Origin of the sequence: Pseudoalteromonas lipolytica (genome assembly GCF_001306915.1) — a bacterium.
GTDB lineage: Bacteria > Pseudomonadota > Gammaproteobacteria > Enterobacterales > Alteromonadaceae > Pseudoalteromonas > Pseudoalteromonas simplex.
Window position 1 is genome coordinate 235,244 of sequence record NZ_LJTC01000003.1, and the last position, 24,807, is coordinate 260,050.

19 protein-coding genes are annotated in these 24,807 nt (G+C 40.5%); 10 read left to right on the forward strand and 9 right to left on the reverse strand.

The window, feature by feature from the left end:
* Positions 1-121: 121 nt before the first annotated feature.
* The 3 genes from AOG27_RS06330 to AOG27_RS06340 all read left to right on the forward strand — a co-directional run bounded on the left by AOG27_RS06330 (position 122) and on the right by AOG27_RS06340 (position 3,474).
* Entirely contained in the window at positions 122-1,231 is a 1,110-nt protein-coding gene (locus tag AOG27_RS06330) for an arginase family protein (protein ID WP_054552166.1), read from the forward strand.
* 125 nt (positions 1,232-1,356) lie between these two features.
* A complete protein-coding gene (locus AOG27_RS06335; protein ID WP_054552167.1) occupies positions 1,357-2,049 on the forward strand; it encodes a substrate-binding periplasmic protein in 693 nt (230 codons plus the stop codon).
* 138 nt (positions 2,050-2,187) lie between these two features.
* Positions 2,188-3,474, forward strand: coding sequence for a hemolysin family protein (locus AOG27_RS06340; RefSeq protein WP_054552168.1), 1,287 nt, complete (start codon positions 2,188-2,190; stop codon positions 3,472-3,474).
* A 15-nt stretch (positions 3,475-3,489) separates the two neighbouring features.
* Here the strand turns inward: AOG27_RS06340 and iadA are convergent, their stop codons facing one another.
* From iadA to AOG27_RS06355, 3 genes are all read right to left on the reverse strand, one after another.
* Complete coding sequence (gene iadA, locus AOG27_RS06345) at positions 3,490-4,656, reverse strand: beta-aspartyl-peptidase (protein WP_054552169.1); 1,167 nt, start codon at positions 4,654-4,656, stop codon at positions 3,490-3,492.
* 11 nt (positions 4,657-4,667) lie between these two features.
* The gene (gene yfcC, locus AOG27_RS06350; protein ID WP_054552170.1) at positions 4,668-6,077 is read right to left on the reverse strand and encodes a putative basic amino acid antiporter YfcC; all 1,410 of its coding nucleotides are present in this window, start codon (positions 6,075-6,077) and stop codon (positions 4,668-4,670) included.
* A gap of 142 nt (positions 6,078-6,219) precedes the next feature.
* Entirely contained in the window at positions 6,220-9,147 is a 2,928-nt protein-coding gene (locus tag AOG27_RS06355; protein WP_054552171.1) for a TonB-dependent receptor domain-containing protein, read from the reverse strand.
* Between the two features lie 343 nt (positions 9,148-9,490).
* Between AOG27_RS06355 and AOG27_RS06360 the strand changes: the two genes are divergently transcribed.
* The 7 genes from AOG27_RS06360 to AOG27_RS06390 all read left to right on the forward strand — a co-directional run bounded on the left by AOG27_RS06360 (position 9,491) and on the right by AOG27_RS06390 (position 19,515).
* Complete coding sequence (locus tag AOG27_RS06360; protein WP_054552238.1) at positions 9,491-11,185, forward strand: cyanophycinase; 1,695 nt, start codon at positions 9,491-9,493, stop codon at positions 11,183-11,185.
* An 86-nt stretch (positions 11,186-11,271) separates the two neighbouring features.
* On the forward strand, positions 11,272-11,685 hold the full coding sequence (locus AOG27_RS06365; protein ID WP_054552172.1) for a hypothetical protein: 414 nt from the start codon (positions 11,272-11,274) through the stop codon (positions 11,683-11,685).
* A 71-nt stretch (positions 11,686-11,756) separates the two neighbouring features.
* The gene (locus tag AOG27_RS06370; protein WP_054552173.1) at positions 11,757-12,845 is read left to right on the forward strand and encodes a 6-phosphofructokinase; all 1,089 of its coding nucleotides are present in this window, start codon (positions 11,757-11,759) and stop codon (positions 12,843-12,845) included.
* A 213-nt stretch (positions 12,846-13,058) separates the two neighbouring features.
* The gene (locus tag AOG27_RS06375; RefSeq protein WP_054552174.1) at positions 13,059-14,222 is read left to right on the forward strand and encodes an efflux RND transporter periplasmic adaptor subunit; all 1,164 of its coding nucleotides are present in this window, start codon (positions 13,059-13,061) and stop codon (positions 14,220-14,222) included.
* A gap of 12 nt (positions 14,223-14,234) precedes the next feature.
* The gene (locus AOG27_RS06380; RefSeq protein WP_054552175.1) at positions 14,235-17,366 is read left to right on the forward strand and encodes an efflux RND transporter permease subunit; all 3,132 of its coding nucleotides are present in this window, start codon (positions 14,235-14,237) and stop codon (positions 17,364-17,366) included.
* Positions 17,366-18,769 (forward strand): efflux transporter outer membrane subunit, encoded by a 1,404-nt coding sequence (locus AOG27_RS06385; RefSeq protein ID WP_054552176.1) that lies wholly within the window; start codon positions 17,366-17,368, stop codon positions 18,767-18,769. The genes AOG27_RS06380 and AOG27_RS06385 overlap by 1 nt, the downstream gene beginning before the upstream one ends.
* 128 nt (positions 18,770-18,897) lie before the next feature.
* Positions 18,898-19,515, forward strand: a complete 618-nt coding sequence (locus tag AOG27_RS06390; RefSeq protein ID WP_054552177.1) for a TetR/AcrR family transcriptional regulator — start codon at positions 18,898-18,900, stop codon at positions 19,513-19,515.
* 126 nt (positions 19,516-19,641) lie between these two features.
* On the opposite strand, the gene AOG27_RS06395 is transcribed toward AOG27_RS06390, so the two are convergent.
* The 6 genes from AOG27_RS06395 to AOG27_RS06420 all read right to left on the reverse strand — a co-directional run bounded on the left by AOG27_RS06395 (position 19,642) and on the right by AOG27_RS06420 (position 24,651).
* On the reverse strand, positions 19,642-20,151 hold the full coding sequence (locus AOG27_RS06395) for a hypothetical protein (RefSeq protein WP_054552178.1): 510 nt from the start codon (positions 20,149-20,151) through the stop codon (positions 19,642-19,644).
* Between the two features lie 9 nt (positions 20,152-20,160).
* Positions 20,161-21,153, reverse strand: a complete 993-nt coding sequence (locus tag AOG27_RS06400) for a tetratricopeptide repeat protein (RefSeq protein ID WP_054552179.1) — start codon at positions 21,151-21,153, stop codon at positions 20,161-20,163.
* 39 nt (positions 21,154-21,192) lie between these two features.
* Complete coding sequence (locus tag AOG27_RS06405) at positions 21,193-21,705, reverse strand: Ig-like domain-containing protein (RefSeq protein WP_054552180.1); 513 nt, start codon at positions 21,703-21,705, stop codon at positions 21,193-21,195.
* A gap of 14 nt (positions 21,706-21,719) precedes the next feature.
* Positions 21,720-23,312: a DUF4331 domain-containing protein gene (locus AOG27_RS06410; protein WP_054552181.1), complete on the reverse strand. Its 1,593-nt coding sequence runs from the start codon at positions 23,310-23,312 to the stop codon at positions 21,720-21,722.
* A 122-nt stretch (positions 23,313-23,434) separates the two neighbouring features.
* A complete protein-coding gene (locus tag AOG27_RS06415) occupies positions 23,435-24,124 on the reverse strand; it encodes an anti-sigma factor (protein ID WP_054552182.1) in 690 nt (229 codons plus the stop codon).
* A complete protein-coding gene (locus AOG27_RS06420) occupies positions 24,121-24,651 on the reverse strand; it encodes a sigma-70 family RNA polymerase sigma factor (protein WP_054552183.1) in 531 nt (176 codons plus the stop codon). The genes AOG27_RS06415 and AOG27_RS06420 overlap by 4 nt, the downstream gene beginning before the upstream one ends.
* Between the last annotated feature and the right edge of the window lie 156 nt (positions 24,652-24,807).

Here is a 24,807-nt window from a genome sequence, read left to right on the forward strand (position 1 = left end):
AGTTATAGGTTTGGTTGAGCAAGTGATTGTTGACTCTTAAAAATCTTAACTATACACAAACCTGATTGCGCAAGTTTTTTAATTACGCATGAATATGCAGATAATAATCAGCGGAGTAGAGATGAGTAACACACAAAAAGCATTCCACGAAAAACTAAGTCAGTGTCTTTGTCCTCCTGGCGATGGTGTATTTACAGTAAATACAGCAAAAGAGCGTAAAGATGCGTTGCGTACTAAATTATACGGTCAAACAGACAATGTTGATGTGCTTTGGAAAGAGTCACTTGAAACATTGGCAGAGTCTGAGCACAAAGCCGTTATTTTAGGTATTAGCTCTGACTGCGGCGGTGGTATATTACGTGGTGCTAACTGGGGACCTCTTTTTTTACGCTCTACCTTGATTGATCAACAACCGCAAGCACGCGCTTTTGATTTAGGTGATGTGCGTGTGATCCCACATTTACTGCATGATAAATACCTTAACGATGCGACCATCACAAACTGCCAAAAAGCGTTATATGCTGATGAAAACAGTGAATACCATGTATCACCTTTGTCTATCACTGAAGATGTCTGTGACGGCTTTTATGCGAACTACCCTGATAAGGGTATTTTTGGTATCGGTGGCGACCACTCAATTAGCTACCCGCTAACTAAAGCTTACTTAAAAGCAAAACGTGATGCTGGCAAACGCACTGCAATCATTCACTTTGATGCTCATACAGATTTATTAGTAGAGCGTCTTGGTATTGATTTATGCTTTGGTTCTTGGTGTACACATATTCTTGAGTACTTACCAGCGCCACGTAACCTAATTCAATTTGGTATCCGCTCTAGTGGTAAGCCTAAGCAACATTGGGAAGACACGTTTGGTGTTAAACAACATTGGGCCCACGAAATCATCGAACGTGGCTCTAAAGCAGTTGCTGAAGAAGTGATTGCACAGCTTAAAGCAGATAATGTTGATGAGCTTTATGTGAGCTTTGATATTGATGCGCTTGATGAAAGCTTTGCTTCAGCGACAGGAACACCAGAAGCAGGTGGCTTAACACCTCAGCATGCATTAGACATTCTTGTTGCATTGGCTGACGAGTTCCCAATTACAGGTGCTGATATGATGGAAATCGCGCCATTCACCGACAGCTCACTAATCGGCCAAACAAGTTCTGAAACGACACTCAGAGAAGGTGCTAAAATCTCTGCATTTTTGATTGGTGCAATGAATAAGTAATTCATTTTGCAAGATTAGCGGAAACTTAGTTTCCGCTAATTGTTTATTTCTGTTTTACATTTCAAATTTCATCACCTCGCGCTATATTTGTATAAAAAATAATTATAATTTCCGGTATAGCGATTATGCATAAGCTCTTTATCTTACTTTGTTTACTAGTGTCTTTACCTGTATTCTCTGCAATTACAGTGGTCACTGAAAATTTACCGCAGTTACAGTATCAAGATGAGAATGGTGAGTTAGTGGGGACTGTAGTTGATAAAGTACTAACATCGCTCAAGCAAAGTAACATCAACTATGAAATTTCTGTGAACCCTTGGTCTGTTTCTTACAATGCGGCTCTTAGAGATGAAAATACATGTATATTCTCAATAGCTAGATTACCTGCTAGGGAGCGTGATTTTATCTGGTTGTCAAAACTTGGACGTTTCTCTGCTTCATTTTATTCGTTTAATTTTCAGCAAATTTCAATTAGTAATTTACAACAAGCTAAGCAATACCGTATTGCGGTGCTAAAAGATAATTACTCTCATATTTTCTTAAAAGAACATGGCTTTGATGAAACAAATCAGCTGATATTACTTGATAGTTTTGACAATATTTATGATGTGTTAAAAAGTCGTCGAACGAGCATAGATTTAGTCGTTTTAAGTGATCAACAATTTGATTTTGAATTACAAAAAGACTCTACACTCAACTCACTAAAACCAGTGTTTAGTATTCCAGTTGTTAATCCTGACTTATATTTTGCTTGTAATAAAAATATGAACACTGCATGGCTTGAGAAGTTAAGTAAAGCCTTTGCTGATTACGATTAAAAATAGCACTTGTTGATTGTAATAAAGCGGCTATAATCAGCTGCTTTTTGTCCATTCTCGCCAAACTCTAGCTAGCAAAACGAGCAAAAAGTTGTTTGCATTCAACACCCTGAATGCGTTTAATTGTTAGGAGTTACAATGAGTGACTTACTCATTATTATTATTTTAATTCTGATCAGTGCGTTGTTTGCTATGAGCGAAATTGCAATAGCAGCATCACGCAAGATTAAATTACGAGTAATGGTGGACGAGGGGAGTTCTAAAGCCCAAGCGGTGCTGGCGTTGCAAGAGCAACCTGGTGCTTTCTTTGCCATGATACAAATTGCCCTAAATGCAATTGCCATTTTGGGTGGTATTGTTGGTGAGCAAGCATTATCGCCTTATATCGAACAAATCTTAGGTATGATTTATCAAGGACCTTTACTAAGCCAAATCAGCTTTTTGATTTCGTTTTTGAGTATTACCTCTTTGTTTATTCTATTTGCTGACTTATTACCTAAACGGTTAGCAATGATTATGCCGGAAGCCGTTGCAGTTAATGTGGTTTCTATAATGCGCTGGGTAACTTTTGCGTTAACACCCTTTGTCGTTTTCTTTAATGGAATTACCAACCTGATTTTGCGCGCGTTTAAAGTACCCGCTGAACGAGAAGACATTGTTACGACAGAAGACATTGTGGCGATGATGGATGCAGGGGCAGAGTACGGTAGCTTACAGCAACAAGAATATGAGTTAATTGGCAATGTATTCGATTTAGAAGCGCGTTTTTTATCGAGTGTAATGACTCCTCGTGATCAAATTGTCTATTTTGATGTTAAAGCTGATGCTCAAGAAGTGGCGACCAAAATTATCGAACATCCACATAACCACTTTTTAGTCTGTGATGGTAATTTAGATAAATTAATAGGTTCAGTTGAATCAAAAGATATTTTGCGCAAAGTGCTTAAAGGGCAAAGCGCCGAAATTGATAATGAATTGATAAGCCAAGATATTTTTTATCTTCCAGAAACATTGAGTTTGTCTGAAGCTTTAAACACATTCAAAAAAGCGGCTGAACCATTTGCCGTTGTGGTTAACGAGTATGCACTCATGGTAGGTATTGTCACTGTCAAAGATTTAATGAAAGGCTTTATGGGGGATTTAATTAGCCATCAAGGCGAAGAGTTAATTATTCAACGTGATAATTCATCTTGGCTGGTCGATGGTTTAACACCTGTGGTTGAGCTTGCTAAGGTACTTGAAATTGAAGAGTTCCCTGAGCAATCTCATTACGAAACAGTCGCAGGGTTTTTGATCTACACCATGAAACGCCTGCCTAAACGCGCTGAGTTTATTAATTTTGGTGGCTATAAGTTTGAAGTTGTCGATGTTGAAGGAGTGAAAGTCGAGCAACTACTCGTTACTCGCATTTCGGATACTGTTTAGGCCGCCGATGCGGCCTTACTCAAAGGCGCCTTTCACAAGGGCTTTGCCTTTGCTTACCATATGAACACCCTTTGACCAGCATTCTGTTGGCGCAAGCGTTGTTTTATTAAGTAGCACAAGATCGGCATCTGCATTTTGCTTAATGACACCTTTATTGATACCCAGTATCTGTGCAGGGTTTGATGTAATCGCCATTAAAGCGTGTTCAATCGAAACATTAAACTTTTGCACTGCTTCTACAAACGAGCCATGCAATGTGGACTCTTTACCGACTTCAAGGCCAAGCAGATTATAGCTTTTGTCAAAAATAGGGAGGCTTGCATGGCCATCAGAGCTCATAGTGAGCTTTGTTGGGTCGACCTTATTCTCTAGGCAATAAGCGAGTGCGTGTGCGGCAGAGTATTCGCCATGAGCAAGGTCATACTCGGTTGTACTTGTTGTAAAATCGATAGTGCCACCGGCTTTACAAAACTCTACCCCAGCATTAAGTAAGTCGATATTACGATTCATGTGAGTTGGGTAAAATTGTGCCAGCGAAATATCGGTTAGCTTATCAACCTCATGTAATAACGATAAATGTGTATCAACAGGGCCAACATGAATGCTGACAGTGCCTTTTTTACCACTTAACATGCCTGCCACTTTTGCCTCAGCGGCAAGCTGTGCCAGCTGTTGCACCGTGGGTTGGCTACTACGATGATCAGATATAGCAACTTCACCCACACCAATAAACTCATCAATGTACATTAAATCGCTGGTGACTGAGCCTGTCAGTGTTTTCGCAGGTAAATGATATGAGCCCGAATGACAAAACACGTTGAGCCCAAGCTCTTTCAGCTCTTTTGCTTTAGCAATCAGGTTACTATGAGTTCGGCTACTTGAGTCAGTGCCAAGGGCTGCAATAACGGTTGTTGTGCCATGTAATGTTGCATCAGTCAGGTTCATTTCAGGTGTTCTGCTTGCAAAGCCAGCTTCGCCGCCTCCGCCAGTTATATGAACGAGTGAATCTACAAACCCTGGGGCTAAAATACAATGAGTGCCATCGACTGTGGTAATCCTCTGATAAGTATCGATGGTGATTTCAGGCTGTATATCAACTATTTTTCCGCCAGCAATAAGAACATCTTGAGTGCCTAAAGGTGAGGGGGCGAAAACGTCTGCGCCTTTTATAAGTGTTAACATAATTAAATCTTTTACTGATAGTTAATAAAGTGTGCGAGAAAAATAAAGCAGCTAGCAAGGCCAAACAAAGCTAAAGTGAAGCGCCAAATAAAACGTGCCCATTCACTCCAATCTAATTTAACAATACCTAAACAGCCAATGAGACTAGCAGAAGTCGGAATAAAAATATTGGTTAAACCATCACCCAACTGAAATGCTAACACCACAATTTGACGTGATATATTTAATAAATCACCGAGCGGTGACATTAGCGGCATTGTTATGGCTGCTTGTCCAGAGCCTGACGAAACAAAGAAGTTAAATACACTTTGAAATAATAGCATGCCCCAAGCCGCAATATAGTCGGGTACAACTGAAATGCTGGTGGCACTGTAGTACAGCAAGGTATTTAGAGTTGAAGGCGAGGTTAAGTCACTACCGCCAAGTATTAAAATAACGCCTTTTGCCAGAGCAACTAAAAGCGCTGCAGGTAGCAGTTCTTGAGCACCTTCTTTAAATGCGTTTGCGCTTTCATTGGCAGTTTGTTTTTTAAATAGGCTGGCGATTACAGCACAAGCAATCCCTAGGCAAAAGAATTGCGCTGCTAATTCAGGAATATAATACTGCCTAGCCATCACGCCCCAAATAACCCAAACAATGCCAGCAATAAAAGTAAGTAAGATTAGTTTATCTGCGTTATCTAAATTTATTGCACTGTCTTGGTGTTGGTTAGATTGTTGTTTAGTGGCTCTGATAGAGTTGGCATAGCGAATAGTGAATACAAGGCCAAATGAAGTAAAAACAAGCCAAGCAACCATTCTGAACCCTGCGCCAGAAAAAACGGGAATTTCAGCTATAGACTGAGCTATTGCAATGCTGAACGGGTTCATCCATGAGGTGGCAAAGCCAATTTGTGTAGCAACATAGGTTGTTAATACCGTTACTTTTGCGTCATAGCCAAGTTGTTTCATAATCGGGAATAACACAATACAAAAGGCAATGGCTTCCTCACCCATGCCGAAAACAGCACCACCTAAAGAGAAAAGCACGAACAAGAGAGGAATGAATACCCACTCAATATGTTGTGTTTTATTGATCAGTGCCATGATGCCGTTATTTACCGCACCGGTTTTTAAGATAATCCCAAACGCACCGCCAGTAATTAAAATAAACGCCATCACACCAATCGCTGCGCCATACTTATCACCTGACACTAATCCTTCAAATAAGACATTAGCGAGGCCAATTTCACCACCTTCTGCAAATAATGCTGGCGGGGTATGATCTGAGGCTGTTTGATATTGTGATAATTCAACACTATGGCTATCTTTTTCGGCATTAAATACACCGGGGGTTATAAATAGGCTGGCAAAATAGGCGATAACTGCGACGCACAACAAAATGATGCTCGCATCTGGCATCGCAAACTGTTTGTTTTTCATAAAGTCACTTAAATGTCATTCGACGTTTATAAGATAAGCAAGGTATTGTAGCCCTTGCTAAGAAAGATTAATACTGAGAGTCGTTAGTTTAAGATAACGTAAGCTCAAAAGTGTGGGCGACGATTAAGCCGCCCATACCTTGCTAAAAGCGATAGCTCAAACTTAACGTATAGCGACTGCCATAAGCATTATGGTTTATAGAATCAAAACCTCGACTTGAACCATATAGTTTAGGCGGTTCTTTATTAAAGATATTATCGATACGAGCACGGATTGATAATGCATCATTGATAAAATATCCGGCTGATAAATCCCATACTAGCCAGTCATCAACATCACGCTTTAACTCATCATTAAGCTCGCCAAGTTCTTCTAGCTCGTCTATTTCACGGCCACGAAGCCCTTCAATATCATCCTCATAGCTACTGGTATAATTGGCACCTAAGTTAAGATAATAATTTTCGGCTTCCCAATCGATAGACAGTCGGCCAATATTTTCTGGATATCGATAAGTGCCGATGAGTTTTTCTACAGCATCTGAACCGGGTTTATTTCTCTCAAACTCTAAATAGTGTGTACCATCAAGGGCAAACGTTAAATCACCTTCAGCTAAGCGAAAACGATGATCAAATTTAAAGTCGATACCCGCTAAGGTTTGCGTGCCGGTATTTTCAAGAGGAATAACATGATCTCTAAATAGTGGCAGGAATAGCTCATCTTCTCGCGGGTTAAACTCACTTATATAGTTTGCTAGGATCTCTGAAAGATTAGCGCCATCACTTTCGATATTAAGGCCTGCATTATCGGTTACTTCACACAGCTGCTGCTCGTAGGAAATACCTTGTTGTCCTTGTGGTACTAAGCCACAGTGACGAAGAGACGCGTCCGTAATTGCTCTATCAAGCACGGCAGTCATATTGGTATCGATGACTTGTTCATGATCAAAATGCCAATAATCGACAGTTAGGTTGGTATTTACAGATGGACTCCATGCAAAGCCAATGCTGAGCGCTTCAGATTCCTCGGCTTTGAGTGCTTGATTACCAAGCTCTAGGCTGTTAACACTGACTTCTGTACCATCACCCATACAGTATAAATCTGCAACAGCCTGATTTGCTCCGCAATCAAAGCTTGATTGTGTGGTCCGTAATTTTACGCCAGCTTGAGTTAATGATGGTGCTCTAAACGACGTTGACCAAGAGCTTCTAATGATCAGAGAATCTGAAGGGCGGTAGCTTAAACCCACTTTAGGGTTAAACGTTCCACCAAAGTTATCGTAATGATCGTAACGACCAGCAACTTGCAGTTCTAGCTGCTCAGTAACTGGCATATTCAACTCTACAAATGCAGCGTACTGCGTACGGTCTGCTTCTGATAAGCTCGAGCCAAAACCAAAAACATCAACTAAATAACCATTTTCAGCACGCGCTTGTGAGTCTAAAGACGGAATATCTTTTAACTCTTCTCGGCGAGCCTCAATACCAAATGCAGCATAAATGGGTAACTCATTAAATGTAAATAAGTCGCCATTAAAGTTTAAATCCCATCCGTAAACTGTACTTTCACCACTTCTACTAGGGTTTGCTTTTGCAAGCTCAAGCACCGCATCATTATTAGCATCACCCTGTAAAAAAGGGTTGTAGAATGGCATTAACTGACCTTGCGAACAATTGAGCTGAGTTCCATCAAATGTAGCTAATGAACCGTCGGAGCATAATTCACCGGTGATTGCAGCATGAAATTGGTAGCGGTTGTAAATACCATCAATCGCTTCTTGCTCTGACTTAGAACGAGAAAATGTTACACCAGACTCCCAACTCCAGTCCCCAATGTAACCAGCTAGGCTACTGACTAAGCGCAAGTTTTTAGTTTCAACTTCAACTGTACGCGGTGAATTAAAACGTGCATCAAATGCAAAGCCATACACTTCTCGACCCGCTTGAGTGGTAAATGGATCAATATAAAGCTGGTCCATTAAGTCGTTACTGCCATCAGCGTTATCATAAATGAATAGCGCATCTTCTATGATAAACGGACCATCATCGTCGTTTATTTGATTGATTGGTGCAGGTGATGAATAGGCTTTTGATTTAGTTTGGCTATAGAAGAAATCGGTATGCCAATCTAAATCACCTAAGGTGCTGTTAAACATAAAGCCAGTTGAAAGGCTTTCAAATGGGGTTTCTAGGTAATCATCTTGGTTTGCATAGTAAGCACAAATTTGCTCACCATACTCAGTCGTGACAAGCTCTGTTTTACAGTTTGGGGCTGGTAGTTCATTGCCATCTCGGCTGCTGTAATAATAAATGTTTGGTGAGTTCTCAAGTTTCGGTAAATATGAGTAACCATTCACTAGATTAGGTGTTGCGGTATAACTTCTGTCGGTCGCTTTAAAGGCATTGCGGTCGTAAATATCAGCAAATACCGTTAAGTTACTTTCACCGATATTGGTTCCGTAGACTAAGTTAAGTTGCTTCTTAGCTTCATCATGACTGTCAAAACTATTGGTGTAAGAAGTGTTTACTTCAGCTCCTTGATAGTCATCTTTAAGAATATAGTTAATAACACCGGCTACCGCATCAGCACCATAAATTGCTGATGCGCCAGTGGCTAAAATATCAATGCGCTCGATTGCAGCAAGCGGAATTGAGTTTACATCGACAAAGTTCTCAGTGCCTGCTGCAAACGAGCTTGGTGCTACACGCCTACCATTAATGAGTGTTAATGTGGCAGATGGCCCCATACCTCGAAGGCTCGCAGCGGATTGACCCGCTGGCGTTGAGGTTGATGTACCACCACTTTCAGATGTTGAAAAGGTACCGGATCCGCCTTTAAATACGGATAAATCTTTTAATAATTCATGAATAGTGTTCGCTCCTGAGCGCTTGATTGCATCTTGGTCAAGCACGGTAAGCGGGATGGTTCCTTCTAAATCAACCCCTTTAATTCGTGACCCTGTTACTTCTACTCGTTCAATTTTTTCTGATTGTTGGTCGTTTTGAGCATACACAGTTTGTACTGGGCACAGCACAGCACTGATTGCTACAGCAATTGATAACTGACGAAACATATTGATTTACCTTTGCCTTAAAAAACACACGGCAAAACCGTGACATTTTGAATAATTGTTATAATTTTTTAGACAGGGCAGTGGGTTATAGACACAACTAGCCCCTCACAGGAAGTGAGGTGTGGCTACTCGTCAAACCACTCCGAAAGGTAGTGTGGAGAGTAGAAATATGTGCAAAGCGATAATGCGTTTTTCAACATAATTCCAATCCGTAAGGTCTTTTGACAAAGCTAGCGATACAGTGCTAGCTTACTCGCGTTTTTAAATGTTCCTTTTTTTTATAGCAAGCAACAAAAAGCTGCGCAAGCAATTTTCTAATATTTTTTTACAAGAGTGTAACAATATGAACATCCTTAAGGAGCAAAAGACTAAATATCAAACTTCAGCTTTTTCTTTGGTATTTAGTTTTTTTTTCGCATCATTTGGCAGCAAAGTCTATGCAAATGATCAACAGCAAACGTTGGTTTTAATTGGCGGATCTTTGACCACCTGCTCAAGTATGAGCCCTAAAAATTGTCTTTCGAATAAACAGATTAGTGGTAAACAGACTAATCAATATCGATTAAATAATGATGCTTTATCTGCAATAAAGACAAATTGGCCAACCAAGAACAAAAAAAATCGTCAGCAAACGCTTAAGGTATTAGCACAGATTGCACGTCAAAAGTCAGGTGTGATCACTAAAAGTGATATTTTATGGGCTTGGCGCGATTTAGATAACAAGTTACTAAACGAGCTTACTGATTCAGAATACAACTTTGTCATAGACTCACTTGAAGTGGCTGTATTAAATACAGATTCGACCCGCCAAAAAGAGTTGGTCAGTACAAGCGATAATAACGAACGTGCAGCCAATGATATTTTAGATTTTGTTGCTGCTTCATTAAAAACAAGCACCGAATCACCAACAATTTTAGCGGTTACTGCATCAAGCAGAGATCCATATGAATCAGCTGACTTTTATGAAGGGTTATTAAACTTTACTGGTGTAGAATCAAGCTGGTTACCTCTAACACCTGCTTTAGCAAAAGCGATTACCAGTAAGCAATGTGACAGTTTGGATTCCTTACGTACTGACTCTTTGGGCGTTTTTAATCGTGAGGCAATTTACCCTGATAGAACTAAGGCCGAAAAAGCGCTTTGTGATAAAGGGGTCGATCATTTAGTTAAGCTGATTGAAAATGCGACGGGTATTATGTTTAACGGTGGCGATCAGAGTTTAACCAGAAAAGTACTGTTTGATAATAACGGTAAGCAATATCCTTGGACTCAGGCAATTTTACAAAGACCATTACTTGTTGGCACAAGCGCAGGTACAGCGGTGCAAAGTGGTGGTAAAAATGCCTATGGCACAGTGCCGATGATTTCAAATGGTACAAGTTTAGCGGCAATGAGAGAAGGCTCGTTTGCGGTATCACCGCCAAGTGAGCGCTGTGAAAATGAATGCGGTGATAAGCTTTCGGCTGATAGTCTTACCTATGAAAAACAAGGTGGGCTTGGCAGCTTTACTTATGGTGTTCTTGATACACACTTTAGCGAGCGCAACAGAACAATGCGTTTGGCAAGATTACTGGCAGATACCGGGCAACAGCATGGTTTTGGCATTGATGAGACCACCGCCCTTGTATCAATTCGAGCTGGTGAAACTGCACTAATGACGGTGATTGGTAAAAGCGGTGTCGTGCATGTTAAATCTAACGCTAAAAATAACGGAGCAATCAGTTATTGGCCTGCTGGTGCAGTTATTGATGTAACAAAGGATGGTTTTACTCTAGCTAAACGAACTGTTGATAATGCACTCCCTAGTATTAAAATTCCGCCACTACCGATGCAGCGTTTTGGCACTATTTTTTCAGATGCTAAATTACGTTCGCTTGTACAAGCTATGTGTTTAACCCAAGAGCAACAGGCAGTAGCCCAGCACGATGAGTTTTTATTGGACTTAATTGCCACTGACAATACTCGTTATTACCGTGTAAATACGAGTAGTACAGGCTGTGCAGTAGAAAACCTAGCATTTAAAGTTAAGACCTTTTAGCAGTTAAGGTACTGAAAAAGTAGTGGATTATTTGTTCATTATTAGTTAGCGTAAAGCTAATAATGAACAAACCATGGAATGGAGTTATGAAATATAACGTACTACTTTTATTTATTTTTGGCTGTTTATTTGCCTATTTATCTATACCAGTCATAGGTTATGGCTCGGCTATTGCGATTCCAACCGAAGTACTTTCAGCCCTTTATGACTTGTCACCTAACTTTGCTTTATCAATGGTTGATATCGTTACTTTAGGTCTTCCATTATTAGCGTTACTTTTGGTGTTTTTATTAATAAGTAAGTCGCTGTATCTCAAAGACAAAGCGTATTCATATTTTATATTGCTGACACCATTTTTAGCATTGCATTTATATTTTGCTTTTAATACATTTTCTGCAAATATTGATAACACCGCTTTACTGACTAGTTTCCCTAAGTATGTACTACTAGTGCTATTTGTGGCGCTTTTTTCTACTCATAAGAAACCGAACTTTAGTTGATGTAAGTCATACGCGAAAGTTCAACATATAAGCTAATCTCTAATTAATCAGTGAACGAAGTTGGTAACACAATGAAAAAATTACTGCTATTAACAAGTGGGGGTGATTGCCCTGGGCTTAATGGGGTGATCAGAGCGGTGGTTAAAGCAGCCGAACATGATGGCAATTGGCAGGTGTATGGTAGCCGAAGAGCGTACTGTGGTGTGCTTGAAAAGCCAAACGATATTATACACTTAACCAGTGAAGTGGTGGCTGGTATTCATGTTCGTGGTGGAACAATTCTGGAAACTGTTAATAAAGGGAATCCTACCGCTTTTCCTGCTGAAATAGCAGGCGAACAAGTGTTTATTGACCGCTCTGATGAGTTAATCGGTATTATTAAGCAACTTGGTTTTGATGCGGTAATAAATATAGGTGGTGATGGTTCGCACAGAGTGTCTCAGCATTTATTTGAGCATGGCTTAAATATCGTAGGCGTACCAAAAACCATTGATAATGATTTATATGGCACTGATTACACAATTGGTTTTCAGACTGCTGTCGACACCGCCACCGAAGCCATTGATCGATTAATACCAACAGCGCAAAGTCATAACCGAGTGATTGTGACTGAGGTAATGGGACGCGATGCCGGTTGGATTTGTTTGCACTCTGCTATTGCAGCTGGCGCAGAAGTCGCGCTTATTCCAGAAATTCCTTACGATATTGAAGCGATTAAAGCCAAACTAACATCACGTTTTGATAAAGGCCACGGATTTGCCAATATTGTCATTTCAGAAGGAGCTAAACCTGTTGCTGGTGGTGTTGTTAGTAAACAATCAAATGAACTCGGTTACGAAAACCCTGTACTAGGTGGTATTGCTGAGCAGCTTGCTTCACAAATACGTGTAGCGCTTGACCTTGATGTAAGAGTAACCGTATTAGGGCATATTCAACGTGGTGGCACACCTAATGCGTTTGATAGGGTGCTTGCAGCAGAGTTTGGGGTGCAAGCATTTGAGCTAGTAAAGCAAGGCCAATTTGGTTTTATCCCTGTCAGTAAAGACGGTGAAATTAAACCAATCAGTTTAAAAGAAGCTACTTCTGAATATCGTGTCATCCCTCTAGAACATCCTTTAATAACAAGTGCCCGCGCTATGGGCATGTGTTTAGGCGAATAATCTGCGAATTGATATAACTTCAATTCGCATAACTAATAGTTTTAAAACAACTTTCTCAGTTACGTTCGTAATAATTCAATTAGCAATTTATTTATTGCACAAAATTCATGCGTTAAAGCAAGCATTTTATTTAATGTAAAGTTCTTTAAAGATGGTTGATCTGTGCCTTTTTTGGTTTAGAATGATCGTTCACTCTAAACTAAGGAACTACACATGCAGCGCTCTCGCATTCCATTTTTTGCACTGTCAGCTTTGGCTGGTGCTGTTTTATTATCAGGCTGCGGCCAATCAGAATCGGCTCAAGGGCAAACGCAGGCAGCTCAAGCTGTTCCTGTTGGCGTTATTGAGATGCAAAGTAAACCACTTACACTAACTAAAGAATTACCAGGTCGTGTGGCTGCTTCACGTATTGCGCAAATTCGTCCGCAGGTTAACGGTATTATTCAGTCTCGTATGTTTGTTGAAGGTGCTGAGGTTGAAAAAGGCCAAGCTTTATATCAGATTGACCCATCTACATTTGAAGCTGAAGTAGCGACTAGTAAAGCTGCTATTACTAAAGCTCAAGCCAGTATTGCTAATGCCAAGGCAAAAGCAGAGCGCTATAAAGAGCTATTAAGTATCAAAGCTGTAAGCCAACAAGATTACGACGAAGCTGATGCAGCATACAAAGGTGCAAAAGCTGATTTACTAACGGCTCAAGCGCAGCTTAAAACCGCTGAAATCAATTTAAACTACAGCAAAGTATTAGCGCCAATTAGTGGCCAAATTGGTAAATCAGATGTCACTGCCGGTGCCCTTGTGAGTGCTAATCAAGCAACAGCATTAGCAACCATTACTCAATTAGACCCAATCTATGTTGATTTAACTCAGTCAAGCAGTGAACTAACACGTTTGAAAAAAGCCATTGCTGCGGGTGAGCTTGATAAAGATGCCGCTTTACATTCAAAAGTTGAATTAAAGATGGAAGACGGCAGTACTTATCAACATAAAGGTACATTGCAATTTTCTGAAGTGACTGTTGATCCAAGCACAGGCTCAGTAACCTTGCGTGCTGAATTTCCTAACCCTGAAAAATTACTGTTGCCTGGTATGTATGTTCGTGCAGTGATTGTTGAAGGTGTGAAAAGTGATGCGATTTTAGCACCACAGCGTGGCGTAAGCAGAAACACCAAAGGTGAGCCTACAGCCATGGTTGTAAGCAAAAACAATACCGTAGAAGCACGCGTACTTAAAACTGATCGTACTGTCGGCTCAAATTGGTTAGTGACAGACGGCCTAAACAGTGGCGATAAGTTAATTGTTGAAGGTTTACAGAAAATCCGCCCAGGTGCACCAGTCAATGCAATGCCTGCAGAATCAGCAGCAAACAGCCAGTAACGGAGAAACTTAATGTCACGATTTTTTATTGATCGGCCCATATTTGCATGGGTACTTGCTATCGTTGTGATGCTGGCAGGTATCTTAGCAATTAGAAGTTTGCCGGTTGCGCAGTATCCATCCATTGCACCACCTGCAATTAGTATTCAAGCCACATACCCTGGTGCGTCGGCCCGTACTCTAGAAGATACGGTTACACAGGTTATTGAACAAAAAATGAAAGGGCTAGATGGCTTGCTCTACATGTCTTCAACCTCTGAGTCTAACGGCTCTGCGACATTAACCTTAACCTTTAGTGCAGATACAGACCCTGATATCGCACAGGTTCAAGTACAAAACAAATTGTCGCTTGCAACACCGTTATTACCAGAAGAAGTACAACGTCAAGGTGTCTCGGTTGCAAAATCGGCTCGTAACTTCTTAATGGTTGTTGGCTTTGTATCTGAAGACGGCAGCATGAACAACATCGATATTGGTGATTATGTTTCATCAAACGTGCTTGATATTATTTCGCGCGTAAACGGTGTCGGTGAAGTACAGCTGTTTGGTTCTCAATACGCAATGCGTATTTGGTTAGACCCAGCTAAGTTACTTAAATACTCATTAACTCCTGCTGATATTAGTGCTGCAATCAGTGCTCAAAATGCGCAGGTGTCAGCAGGTCAACTAGGTGCATTGCCAGCGGTGAGTGGCCAGCAATTAAATGCAACGGTGACTGCACAAAGCCGCTTACAAACGCCTGAGCAATTTAGAAATATTTTTGTAAAAACCAATGCTGATGGTTCAGTTGTTCGTTTAAGTGACGTTGCTGATGTTGAATTAGGTGGTGAAAACTACGGTGTTGTTGCGCGTTTTAACGGCAAACCGGCATCAGGTTTAGGTGTTAAGCTTGCTAGTGGTGCTAATGCACTTGATACAGCAGATGGCGTTAAAGCGGCGCTTGCTGAACTTGAGCCTTTCTTCCCTGAAGGTTTAACAACGGTTGTACCTTACGATACGACGCCATTCGTATCACTTTCAATTGAAAAAGTTGTCAGCACTCTTATTGAAGCTGTTGTGCTGGTGTTCTTGGTAATGTACTTATTCTTACAGAACTTCAGAGCAACACTTATTCCGACTATTGCAGTACCTGTTGTATTGCTTGGGACGTTTGCTATCTTGCAAGTGTTTGGCTTCTCAATTAATACCTTAACCATGTTTGCGATGGTACTTGCCATCGGTCTACTGGTAGATGATGCAATCGTCGTCGTTGAAAACGTTGAACGTGTAATGACTGAAGAGAATTTATCTCCTCTTGAGGCAACACGTAAATCAATGGATGAAATCAAAGGTGCCCTTGTTGGTATTGCGATGGTGCTTTCGGCAGTATTCGTGCCTATGGCGTTCTTCCCAGGCTCAACAGGGGTTATTTATCGCCAGTTCTCAATTACCTTGGTAACTGCGATGAGTTTATCAGTGTTGGTTGCATTGATTTTAACGCCCGCTTTGTGTGCGACAATGCTAAAACCAAGTCATGTACATAACGATAAATCTTTATTTGGTCGTTTCTTCCTTGGCTTTAACCGTGGTTTTGACAGAACGAACTCGGGTACACAAGGTTTTGTGTCTCGTATGATCAAGCACAGTAAACGCTACTTACTTATTTATGGTTTAATCGTGGGTGGCATGGTGTTTATTTTCTCACAATTACCATCGGCATTCTTACCAGATGAAGACCAAGGTATTTTGTTTAACCAAGTCAGCTTACCTGCCGGTGCGACAACAGAGCAAACGTTAAAAGTTGTTGAAAAGATGGAACATCACTTCTTAGAAGAACAATCAGAAGCGGTAAAATCTATCTTTACGGTAACAGGCTTTAGCTTTGCAGGTTCTGGTCAAAACGCGGCAATCGGCTTTGTGGGTTTAAAACACTGGGATGAGCGTCAACGCCCTGATCTAACCGTCGGTGCGGTTGCAGGTAAAGCCATGGGGTACTTCTCAACCATTAAAGAAGCATTCGTGTTTGCTTTCCCACCTCCTGCGGTTGTTGAGCTTGGTACTGCAAACGGTTTCACCTTGTTCTTACAAGATAGGGTTGGTCTAGGTCACGAAAAACTACTTGAAGCACGCAACATGTTTTTAGGTATGGCTGCACAAAACCCGGTGTTATCAGGTGTGCGCCCGAATGGTCAAGAAGATAAGCCAGAGCTTGAGCTTGATATTGATTTAGCAAAAGCCGAAGCATTAGGCCTAACGCAAGCAGATATCAATAATACGTTATCAACGGCTTGGGGTAGTAGCTATGTAAATGACTTTATTGACCGTGGTCGTGTGAAAAAAGTGTACTTACAAGGTACGCCAGAATCACGCATGGTGCCAGAAGACCTAGATGAGTGGTATGTACGTAACAATAATGGTGACATGGTGCCATTTACTGCCTTTGCTCATTCTTATTGGACTTATGGCTCACCGCGTCTTGAGCGTTATAACGGCTTCTCAGCGATGGAAATCCAAGGTGCTGCTGCTCCAGGCTACAGTACGGGTCAAGCGATGGCTGAAGTTGAGAAAATAGTTAAGAAGTTACCACCGGGTGTATCGTTCGAATGGACAGGTATTTCATATGAAGAACGTTTAAGTGGTGGTCAAGCGCCATTACTTTATGCACTTTCATTATTGGTTGTATTCCTATGTTTAGCGGCGTTATATGAGAGCTGGTCAGTTCCTGCAGCGGTTATGCTCATTGTACCGCTTGGTGTATTTGGTGCGTCGATTGCGTCATTTGTATTTAATTTATCAAACGATATTTATCTACAAGTGGGTCTATTAACCACCATAGGTTTGGCATCAAAAAATGCCATCTTAATTGTAGAGTTTGCTATTCATAAAATGGATGAAGGTATGAAACTTGTCGATGCCGCGGTAGCAGCTATTCGTCTACGTTTACGTCCAATCTTTATGACATCAATGGCATTTGTGTGTGGTGTACTACCACTGGCAATTGCATCAAGTGCAGGCTCAGGTGCACAAAACGCACTCGGTATTGCTGTTATTGGCGGTACGCTTGCGTCATCGACCATTGTGGTAATCTTTGTGCCGCTGTTCTTTGTACTGGTGCGCCGAGTATTCCCAGGCAAAACAAAATCAACTAATGAGGAGCAGGCATAATGAAAGCTAAACTTATCTCAGTGTCTGTTGCTGCACTTATGTTATCTGCCTGTAATATGGCGCCAGATATGGAGCAACGTGAATTACCCGTTGCTCAAAACTATGATATTCAAGGTACAGCGGGCGATATCAATGCGCTCAATTGGCAGTCATTTTTCAGTAATGCGCAACTTCAACAACTAATTGCGCTAACGCTTGAAAACAACAAAGATATTAAAACTGCTGCACTGAATGTGCAGCAGGTTAGAGCAATGTATCAGATTGAAGATTCTGCACTTTACCCAAGCATTGATCTCAATGCATCGGGAACCCGTCAGCGTCTTCCGGCAGATTTATCTGGTACTGGTCAAGCAACTATCTCTGAAAACTATTCAGCAACTGTTGGCTTAACCGCTTATGAGATTGATCTTTGGGGCAAAGTACGCAACCAATCCGAGCAGGCTTTGCAAAACCTATATGCTGCTGAGTACAGTTTAACCAGTGTTCGCATTAGTTTGATTTCTGAATTAGTGAATGCATGGCTTAACTATGCGACTGACAAAGAGCTATTGGCTTTAGCAAACGAGACTTTAAAATCTCAGCAGGAGTCTTTAGAGCTAACCCGTAAAACATTTGCTCTAGGTGCTGCCTCTCAGTTAACGCTATCGCAACTTGAAAGCACAGTAGCAACCGCGAAAGTTGATATCGCAAACTATCAGCGTTTATTAAAGCGCGATAAAAATGCCCTCGACTTTTTAGTGGGTAAAACCGTGACTGCGGATTTATTACCATCACAAAATATTGATGATGTACTGAGTTTACCGGATGTGCCAGTAGGGTTACCGTCAGAGCTTCTTACTCAGCGACCTGATATCAAAGCTGCAGAGCATGATTTATTGGCAGCCAATGCAAATATTGGTGTGGCAAAAGCGGCATTCTATCCAAGCATCAGTTTAACCGCGAATGCGGGTACAGCTTCTGCTGACTTGAGTAATCTTTTTGATTCAGGTTCAGGTACTTGGAGTTTTGTACCTTCAGTAAACTTGCCTATTTTTAATATGGGTCGCAATCAAGCTAATCTCGATGTTGCAAAAGCACAGCAAGAAATGGCAATAACCAGTTACGAGCAAACCATTCAACAGGCATTTAAAGAAGTCTCTGATGCCCTTGCTGACCGTGAAGGTTATATGCACCAGCTAGATGCCCTGAATGATTTGTACCAAAGTAATGAGCTATCTTTTACTTTATCGGATGCGCGTTTTCAAAAAGGCGCAGACAGCTACTTGCAAGTATTGGATGCACAACGAAATTGGTACAGTGCAGGACAACAGTTAATTTTGGGTAAGCAAGCGTATTTGGCGAGCCAAATTAATTTGTATAAAGCACTGGGCGGCGGCTGGAATGCACAAAATACTGTGCAATAAATCAGCAAAAGCATAATTTATTTAAGGTTTTGCAGGATCTTAGTTGTTTTGACTCTCCTCTAAGATTAAGATCCTGTAAACCTTATTTAAATTAAAGTTAACCATAGTCAGTAAAGCTTGGAGAAACCATGACGCAAAAAACAAAAAGACACAATGACCCTGCGCTTGCCGAGGCAAGACGTAATCAAGTGCTTTGTGCCGCGGCAGATTGTTTTCGACGTAAAGGCTATCATGGCGCGGGAATGGCGGAAATCTCGAAGACTGCGGGTATGAGTGCTGGCCATATCTATAATTACTTCGCCAGTAAAGAAGCAATTATAGAATCGATTGTTGAACGTGATATGGAAGAAATGTTCTCAATCTTTAAAGAGTTTGCTGATAAACCCGGCGATCGTGTCACTGTTCTGCTAGATGGTCTTGACCGAGGCGTTGAGCGCCATACCGATTTGAGTCAAGGTGCGCTTGATTTAGAAATGCTTGCCGAGGCAGCACGTAATGAAAAAGTCGCTAACTTACTGCGTGAGTCAGATAGCCACGCCCGTGATTCAATGCGCGAATTATTAGTGGGTGAAAGAGGGCCGTTACAAGGAACGGCACTTGAAGAAGTGAATGCTCGTATCGAAGTGATGTTTTCTGTGATGGGGGGGCTTTTACTACGCAAAATGCTGAACCCAGATCTAGATATTAATGAATTACTTAAAGCACTTCGCCCAACAATGAAAACCTTGTTACTACCTTTTGAATAAAGCGCATCTACTAGCGCTTACTAAAGCTTTAGATAGTTACGAACTAAATTTAATGGCAATAAATCGATTTACAAAACGAAATTTTGCCTTAGTAGCATAGGGTTTTCATACCTATAAATCGACGTACTAATTAGGTGAATTGGTGTCAAATGATTGATTATTTTCACTTAACGTGAACACTCTACTAAAGTTTGCAATGTCAGCAATTGCCTTGTGATTAGCATCAACTTCAAACAACGCACTGTAGTTTATGGTGAATGCTTGTGTAGTAGGACAGGTTATTTGAACAGGCACGACAATATATGATTCATTAAAATGTGAGTCGATTTTTAAATCCCCCTCATTATGCAGCTTACAGCCTATGTCATTCTGATTCACAACCAAATGTTTAGCTAAGTATTTTAAAATACTCTCTTTTTGGCTCTTGATCTCTTGCCATGTAATTACATCATTTGTGTTAATGTCAAAAGGTATAACATGTTCTAAGTCAATAACAGCAACTTGCCATTGCCCTTTTAACACTAACTGCTCGTTTTCGGTTTTTGTTAAGTTAAGATACGCTGTACTTAATTGATGGGCGTTTATTTTAAAGCTACATGCTATTAAAAATAAAAGAGCCGCTGCTAAGATTTTCATGATAATTCCTTAATTGCTAGTGTTAGTGAGTGCTAAAAGTTTTTTATCACTGTCTAATTTAGCTTGTTGCCAGTTCATTTCTGCCCAGTATTTAGCTTTTACATTATTTTTATCTAATGTTAAGTAATACAAAGCTAAATCACTGGCATGATAGGTGTCTTGACGCCGTTCTCTTAGTATCACTCGCTTTCTCATTTTTTCTTGCCATTTATCTGATTGCTTCTCAATTTTTTCAGCTTGCGCTAGGCGTAATAATATAGCGTCTTCCAAGTTAGTATTTTCAGCAGTTAAACTTGCTAACGTTGATAATACTATCTGGTGGTTTTTCTTTGCCATTTGAGCGTCAGCCCATAGAACAACTAAACTGACAGGGGCTGTTTTTAGGTCAAGGTTACTGAGGTAAGTTATCGTTTGTTCTGGATAGCCTAACCTATAGGCCATCTCGGCGAGCACATGACGCGTGTTTCTAGTCATTGACGATTCTTTTACAATGGTTTGTAAAGCTTGATAACTTTGCTCAAGTTCACCTGTTTGACTCTTAACATCGAGAGAGCAGGTAGAAATAGTTTCCAGTCCAACTAAACCAAATAATGATAAACACTGTGCAAGTGCTTGTTCAAATCGACCTTTAACCATCAGTAAATTTGCTTTTAATAAAATAGCATTCGTATGATCAGGTTTGCGTGAGATAACTTCTGTCAGAATATTAATTGCTGTTTCAAACTCATGTTCTCTTTGTAGTAAGCGAGCATAAAAATAATGTATATCGGGATCTTCGGTTAGAGTAATTTGTTTTTCTAAATAGCTTTTTAACATACCTTGATTTGTTTCTGTTTGACCAACAAATTGGCTTTTATTAAATAAGGCGGTTAGTTGTTCTTTAGTGAATTCAGTTTCTTTCGGTTTGCTTGATAAGGCTATAACATCTTTATCATTTGGTATATAAGGATCCGCATGAGTGTAAGTGCTAAAAACGAAAGCTATGTATAAAAGATATTTCATGATTGCTCCAGAAATAGCCATCCGTGGCCAAGCTAAAAACTAATTCCCGTTTAATAGATCATCAAAATTTGCCTCAGAACCTGTATTAATAAATTCTCGACCATTCAATCGAAGAGGTTCATCATTTACATCTTGAATAAATGCGGCCCGACCAAGCGTTGCAAAGTCAACTTGTAAGGTCTCTATGGTGATACTTACTGTTGCTGTTACCTGACTATTCACACCATCACTGACTGCAAATTGAAAACTATCAGAACCGACAGTCTCTAGGTTTGGCGTATAAATATAGCTACCATCCGTATTTACATTTACAGTACCTAAACTTGGCTCACTCACTAAACTAAACGTTAACGTATCGCCATCAGGGTCTGAGCCTTCGAGCATGTCGTTAATAACGGTTTCAGTCTGAGTGGTTACCATTGCATCTTCTGCGCTAGGTGCTGAATTAACGACTTCAGTATCCATATTTTTCTTACTATCACTATCGTTACAAGCGACTAGTAAACCAGACAATACAATGAGTGTGATACTTGAGAGTTGTAATTTACACATAATGACTCTCCTGTTTATTTAGAACCAGCAATTGGAGTAGCAAGGTATGGGAAACTGCTATCCATCATGCTTGCATCAAGAGGCGCACCATCTGTGAAAGGTACATTACCAACACTTGCATCATCTGATGTACACAAACCAAGATCTGTGTCTGTGCCATTAACAGGGATCGGATAACATAAACGGCCCATTACAACACGTAATGCGATATCAACTACATCATCACCAGGGCGACGGCCATTCGGAAAGCCAGCTAAATCATCACCTGCGACACCAAATGCTGATTGCTCATTTTGAGGTGTTGCGGCAATTGCTGTGTTTAAGCGAAGCATTTCAGATGGCGTTACTGTAGCAAGTTGATTTACACCAGGGAAACCCGTTAAAAATGCGGTGACTAAATCATTTCGTGGGAAGTTAGTCGGTGCCAATGTTTCAATATCCGTGCCCAACGTCGTATTAACAGCGTCTTTAAAGAGAATATTTAATAATTCAGGTAAAGAAGGGTGGGTAACATAGTCGGCAAATTGACCATCATCGGCAGGTGCTGAAGTAGAAAATGTATCTTTATCTTTAAGGCCAATTACTAATTCGTTCACTAATGGGTTACCAAGACGCGAAACCTGCGTTAAAGCACCGCCATTTACCGAAGTTTTTGCAAATGCGGCATTAGGATTTAAAATGCGTGCTTGGGGCAAACTTGCAGTTGTCCAGCTACCAATTGTGCCATTCCCTTCACCTATTACACAGGCTTTTGGTACTTCTACAGCAATTGCAGTGACATTCTTCATAGCTAAGTCATCATTATCAGCTGTTTGTGTAATCCCGCCTGGGAATCCACCACCATCGCCTGCACCTGGCGCACTATCACCTTCAACAGGGACGTAATTAACTAAATCAAATGTTTTGCCTAGATTCACAACAAATGGGTCTTTTCTTTGACCTACAAACACTTTGCCCATGCCATCACATCCAGGCAGTGCGACACTATAAACAAATTGATTTGCGTACTCTTGGTATGAAGCCATTGAAGAGAATGTCTTATTACCAATGTAATCGAGAGGTTTATAAAAATCGTTGCTGCTATTGGTGGTGTTTGTCAGCATGCTTTTTGTGCCGGAACGTTGTGAGCCAGAAATTACACTCACAGTATATGACTCACTGAAATTAACGGCAGCATTATTGCCTGCTGAAACGCCACCAACATTTTTTAGAGGAACTGCGACTGTTCTTTGATTACCTTCGGGGCCGACGGTAAGAGCAACTCCCATATTGTTGTTCGGTAACATACTTTTAAAATTAAATGCGAATGTCATATCTTCAACAGCATCACCATCGTTATCAATATGGATGCTATAAGTCGCGTCTGGATCCATCGCAAAGTAGTTTGGTCCGCCATAGGCATCTTGCAAAGGAATATAATTGGCAATAAAGGTTACGTAGTCACCTCGACCTTCTTCGTAACTATTAAAAGCATAAAAGTCAGTCGAATCTAACGTTGGAAAGCGCGTAATATTAGGGGCTTCTCGGTGGCTAGATGCTTCAGAAATAGAAGTGAATAAGGTACTACATACTGCAATAGTGATTAGAGATGGTATTACTTTGTTCATGACTTTTTCCTTAGTTGTAAAATAAGTCATTGCAAGTAACGTACTGGCAATCTTATTGGATGCAAAAAAGTTAAAGTTTTTTAGAAAAAAGTAAAAAGCCGTGTTTAAACACGGCTTTTAATTTACAAAATAATGAGTTCTGTAGTGAAAAGTACCTCGGTTGGAGAGCCATTTGGCGAGCCTCCTAGAGGCTCTAAACTGATAGCGAGTAGTGAAATTTCTGTCGCATCAAACTCTATGTGTTTTGGTAATTCAAGTGTTCCCGATTTTGGAAGTAAACCTAAAGAAACCGGCGCATCTTTACCTTTTAAGATCATCCATAGCTCATAATCTTTATCAGTGCGCGGAACAAGTGCTGTTGCAGCTCGAATCGATAAGTTTTCATCTTTTACATCAATAAACCAAAGGGGTTGTTCAGCCTCATTTTTAAAAAGGGCTATTTGTTCTGATTTAACTTTCGTTATTTCCTGAGGTTGCCAAATAATTAAAGCTAACACTATACATGCAGCCGTAGCGATGAGTGACCAAGCTTGTAATATTGATGATTTAGATTTATTTGGCTTGCTTGTTATAGGTATTACCTGAGGATCGATCCTGCTAACAATTTTCTGCCAAACATGTTCATCTGGAGGCACAGATTCTATTGAACTTGCAAGGTTGTTCAAGTGTTGTTCCCACATCCAAGTTGCTTCACGTGCCCGCGTTGAAGTTAGCATTAACCGAGTGAATCTATCTCTTGCTGAACCACGTAATGTCCCCAGTACATATTCAGCCGCTAACATATCAATGAGTGTTTGATTTTCATAATTCATAGCGTTAAGCACCTTTGTAGTTGCTGTAAACCACGTCGGATCCAGCTTTTGACTGTTCCAAGCGGTGTCGCGATGTGGTCAACTAATTCGTGATGAGTCAAACCTCTATAGTATGCTAAATGAATAGCCTGTCTTTGCTGAGGATCAAGCTGTTCGATACAATCTACCAATTTGCTGTTGTCTTGATAATTAATATCAATAGGTAAATCATCTAAATGATCAATTTCATCAACAAGAGTTTGTTCCTTACGCACTTTGTGATGGCGAATCATATCTAGGCTTCGATATCTAACTATGCTGATCATCCAAGACATAACAGCGCCTTTAGATGATTGATATTCACTTGCGTTATGCCAAACTTTAACAAAAGCATCTTGTAAAGCTTCCTCGGCGTGCGCTCGATTGCCAAGCATCTTAAGACTTATTGCGAAAAGTGTTGCGCTGGTCTTCTGATATAAGTGACCAAAAGCAATTTTATCGCCTTTAGCTGTAGCACTTAATAGGGTTAATAATTCATCGTTTTCCATAGATTTCCTTTGTTATTATTAATAACGATTAGCTGACAGTTTTAGATGCAATTCATTTATGTTTTTACAAAAAGAATGGTTTAATTTTGTAAAAGTAATTCTTTTCCATTAGTTAGCGTAGCAGGGTTGCAAGACAAGGCAAACTTACATGTGAAT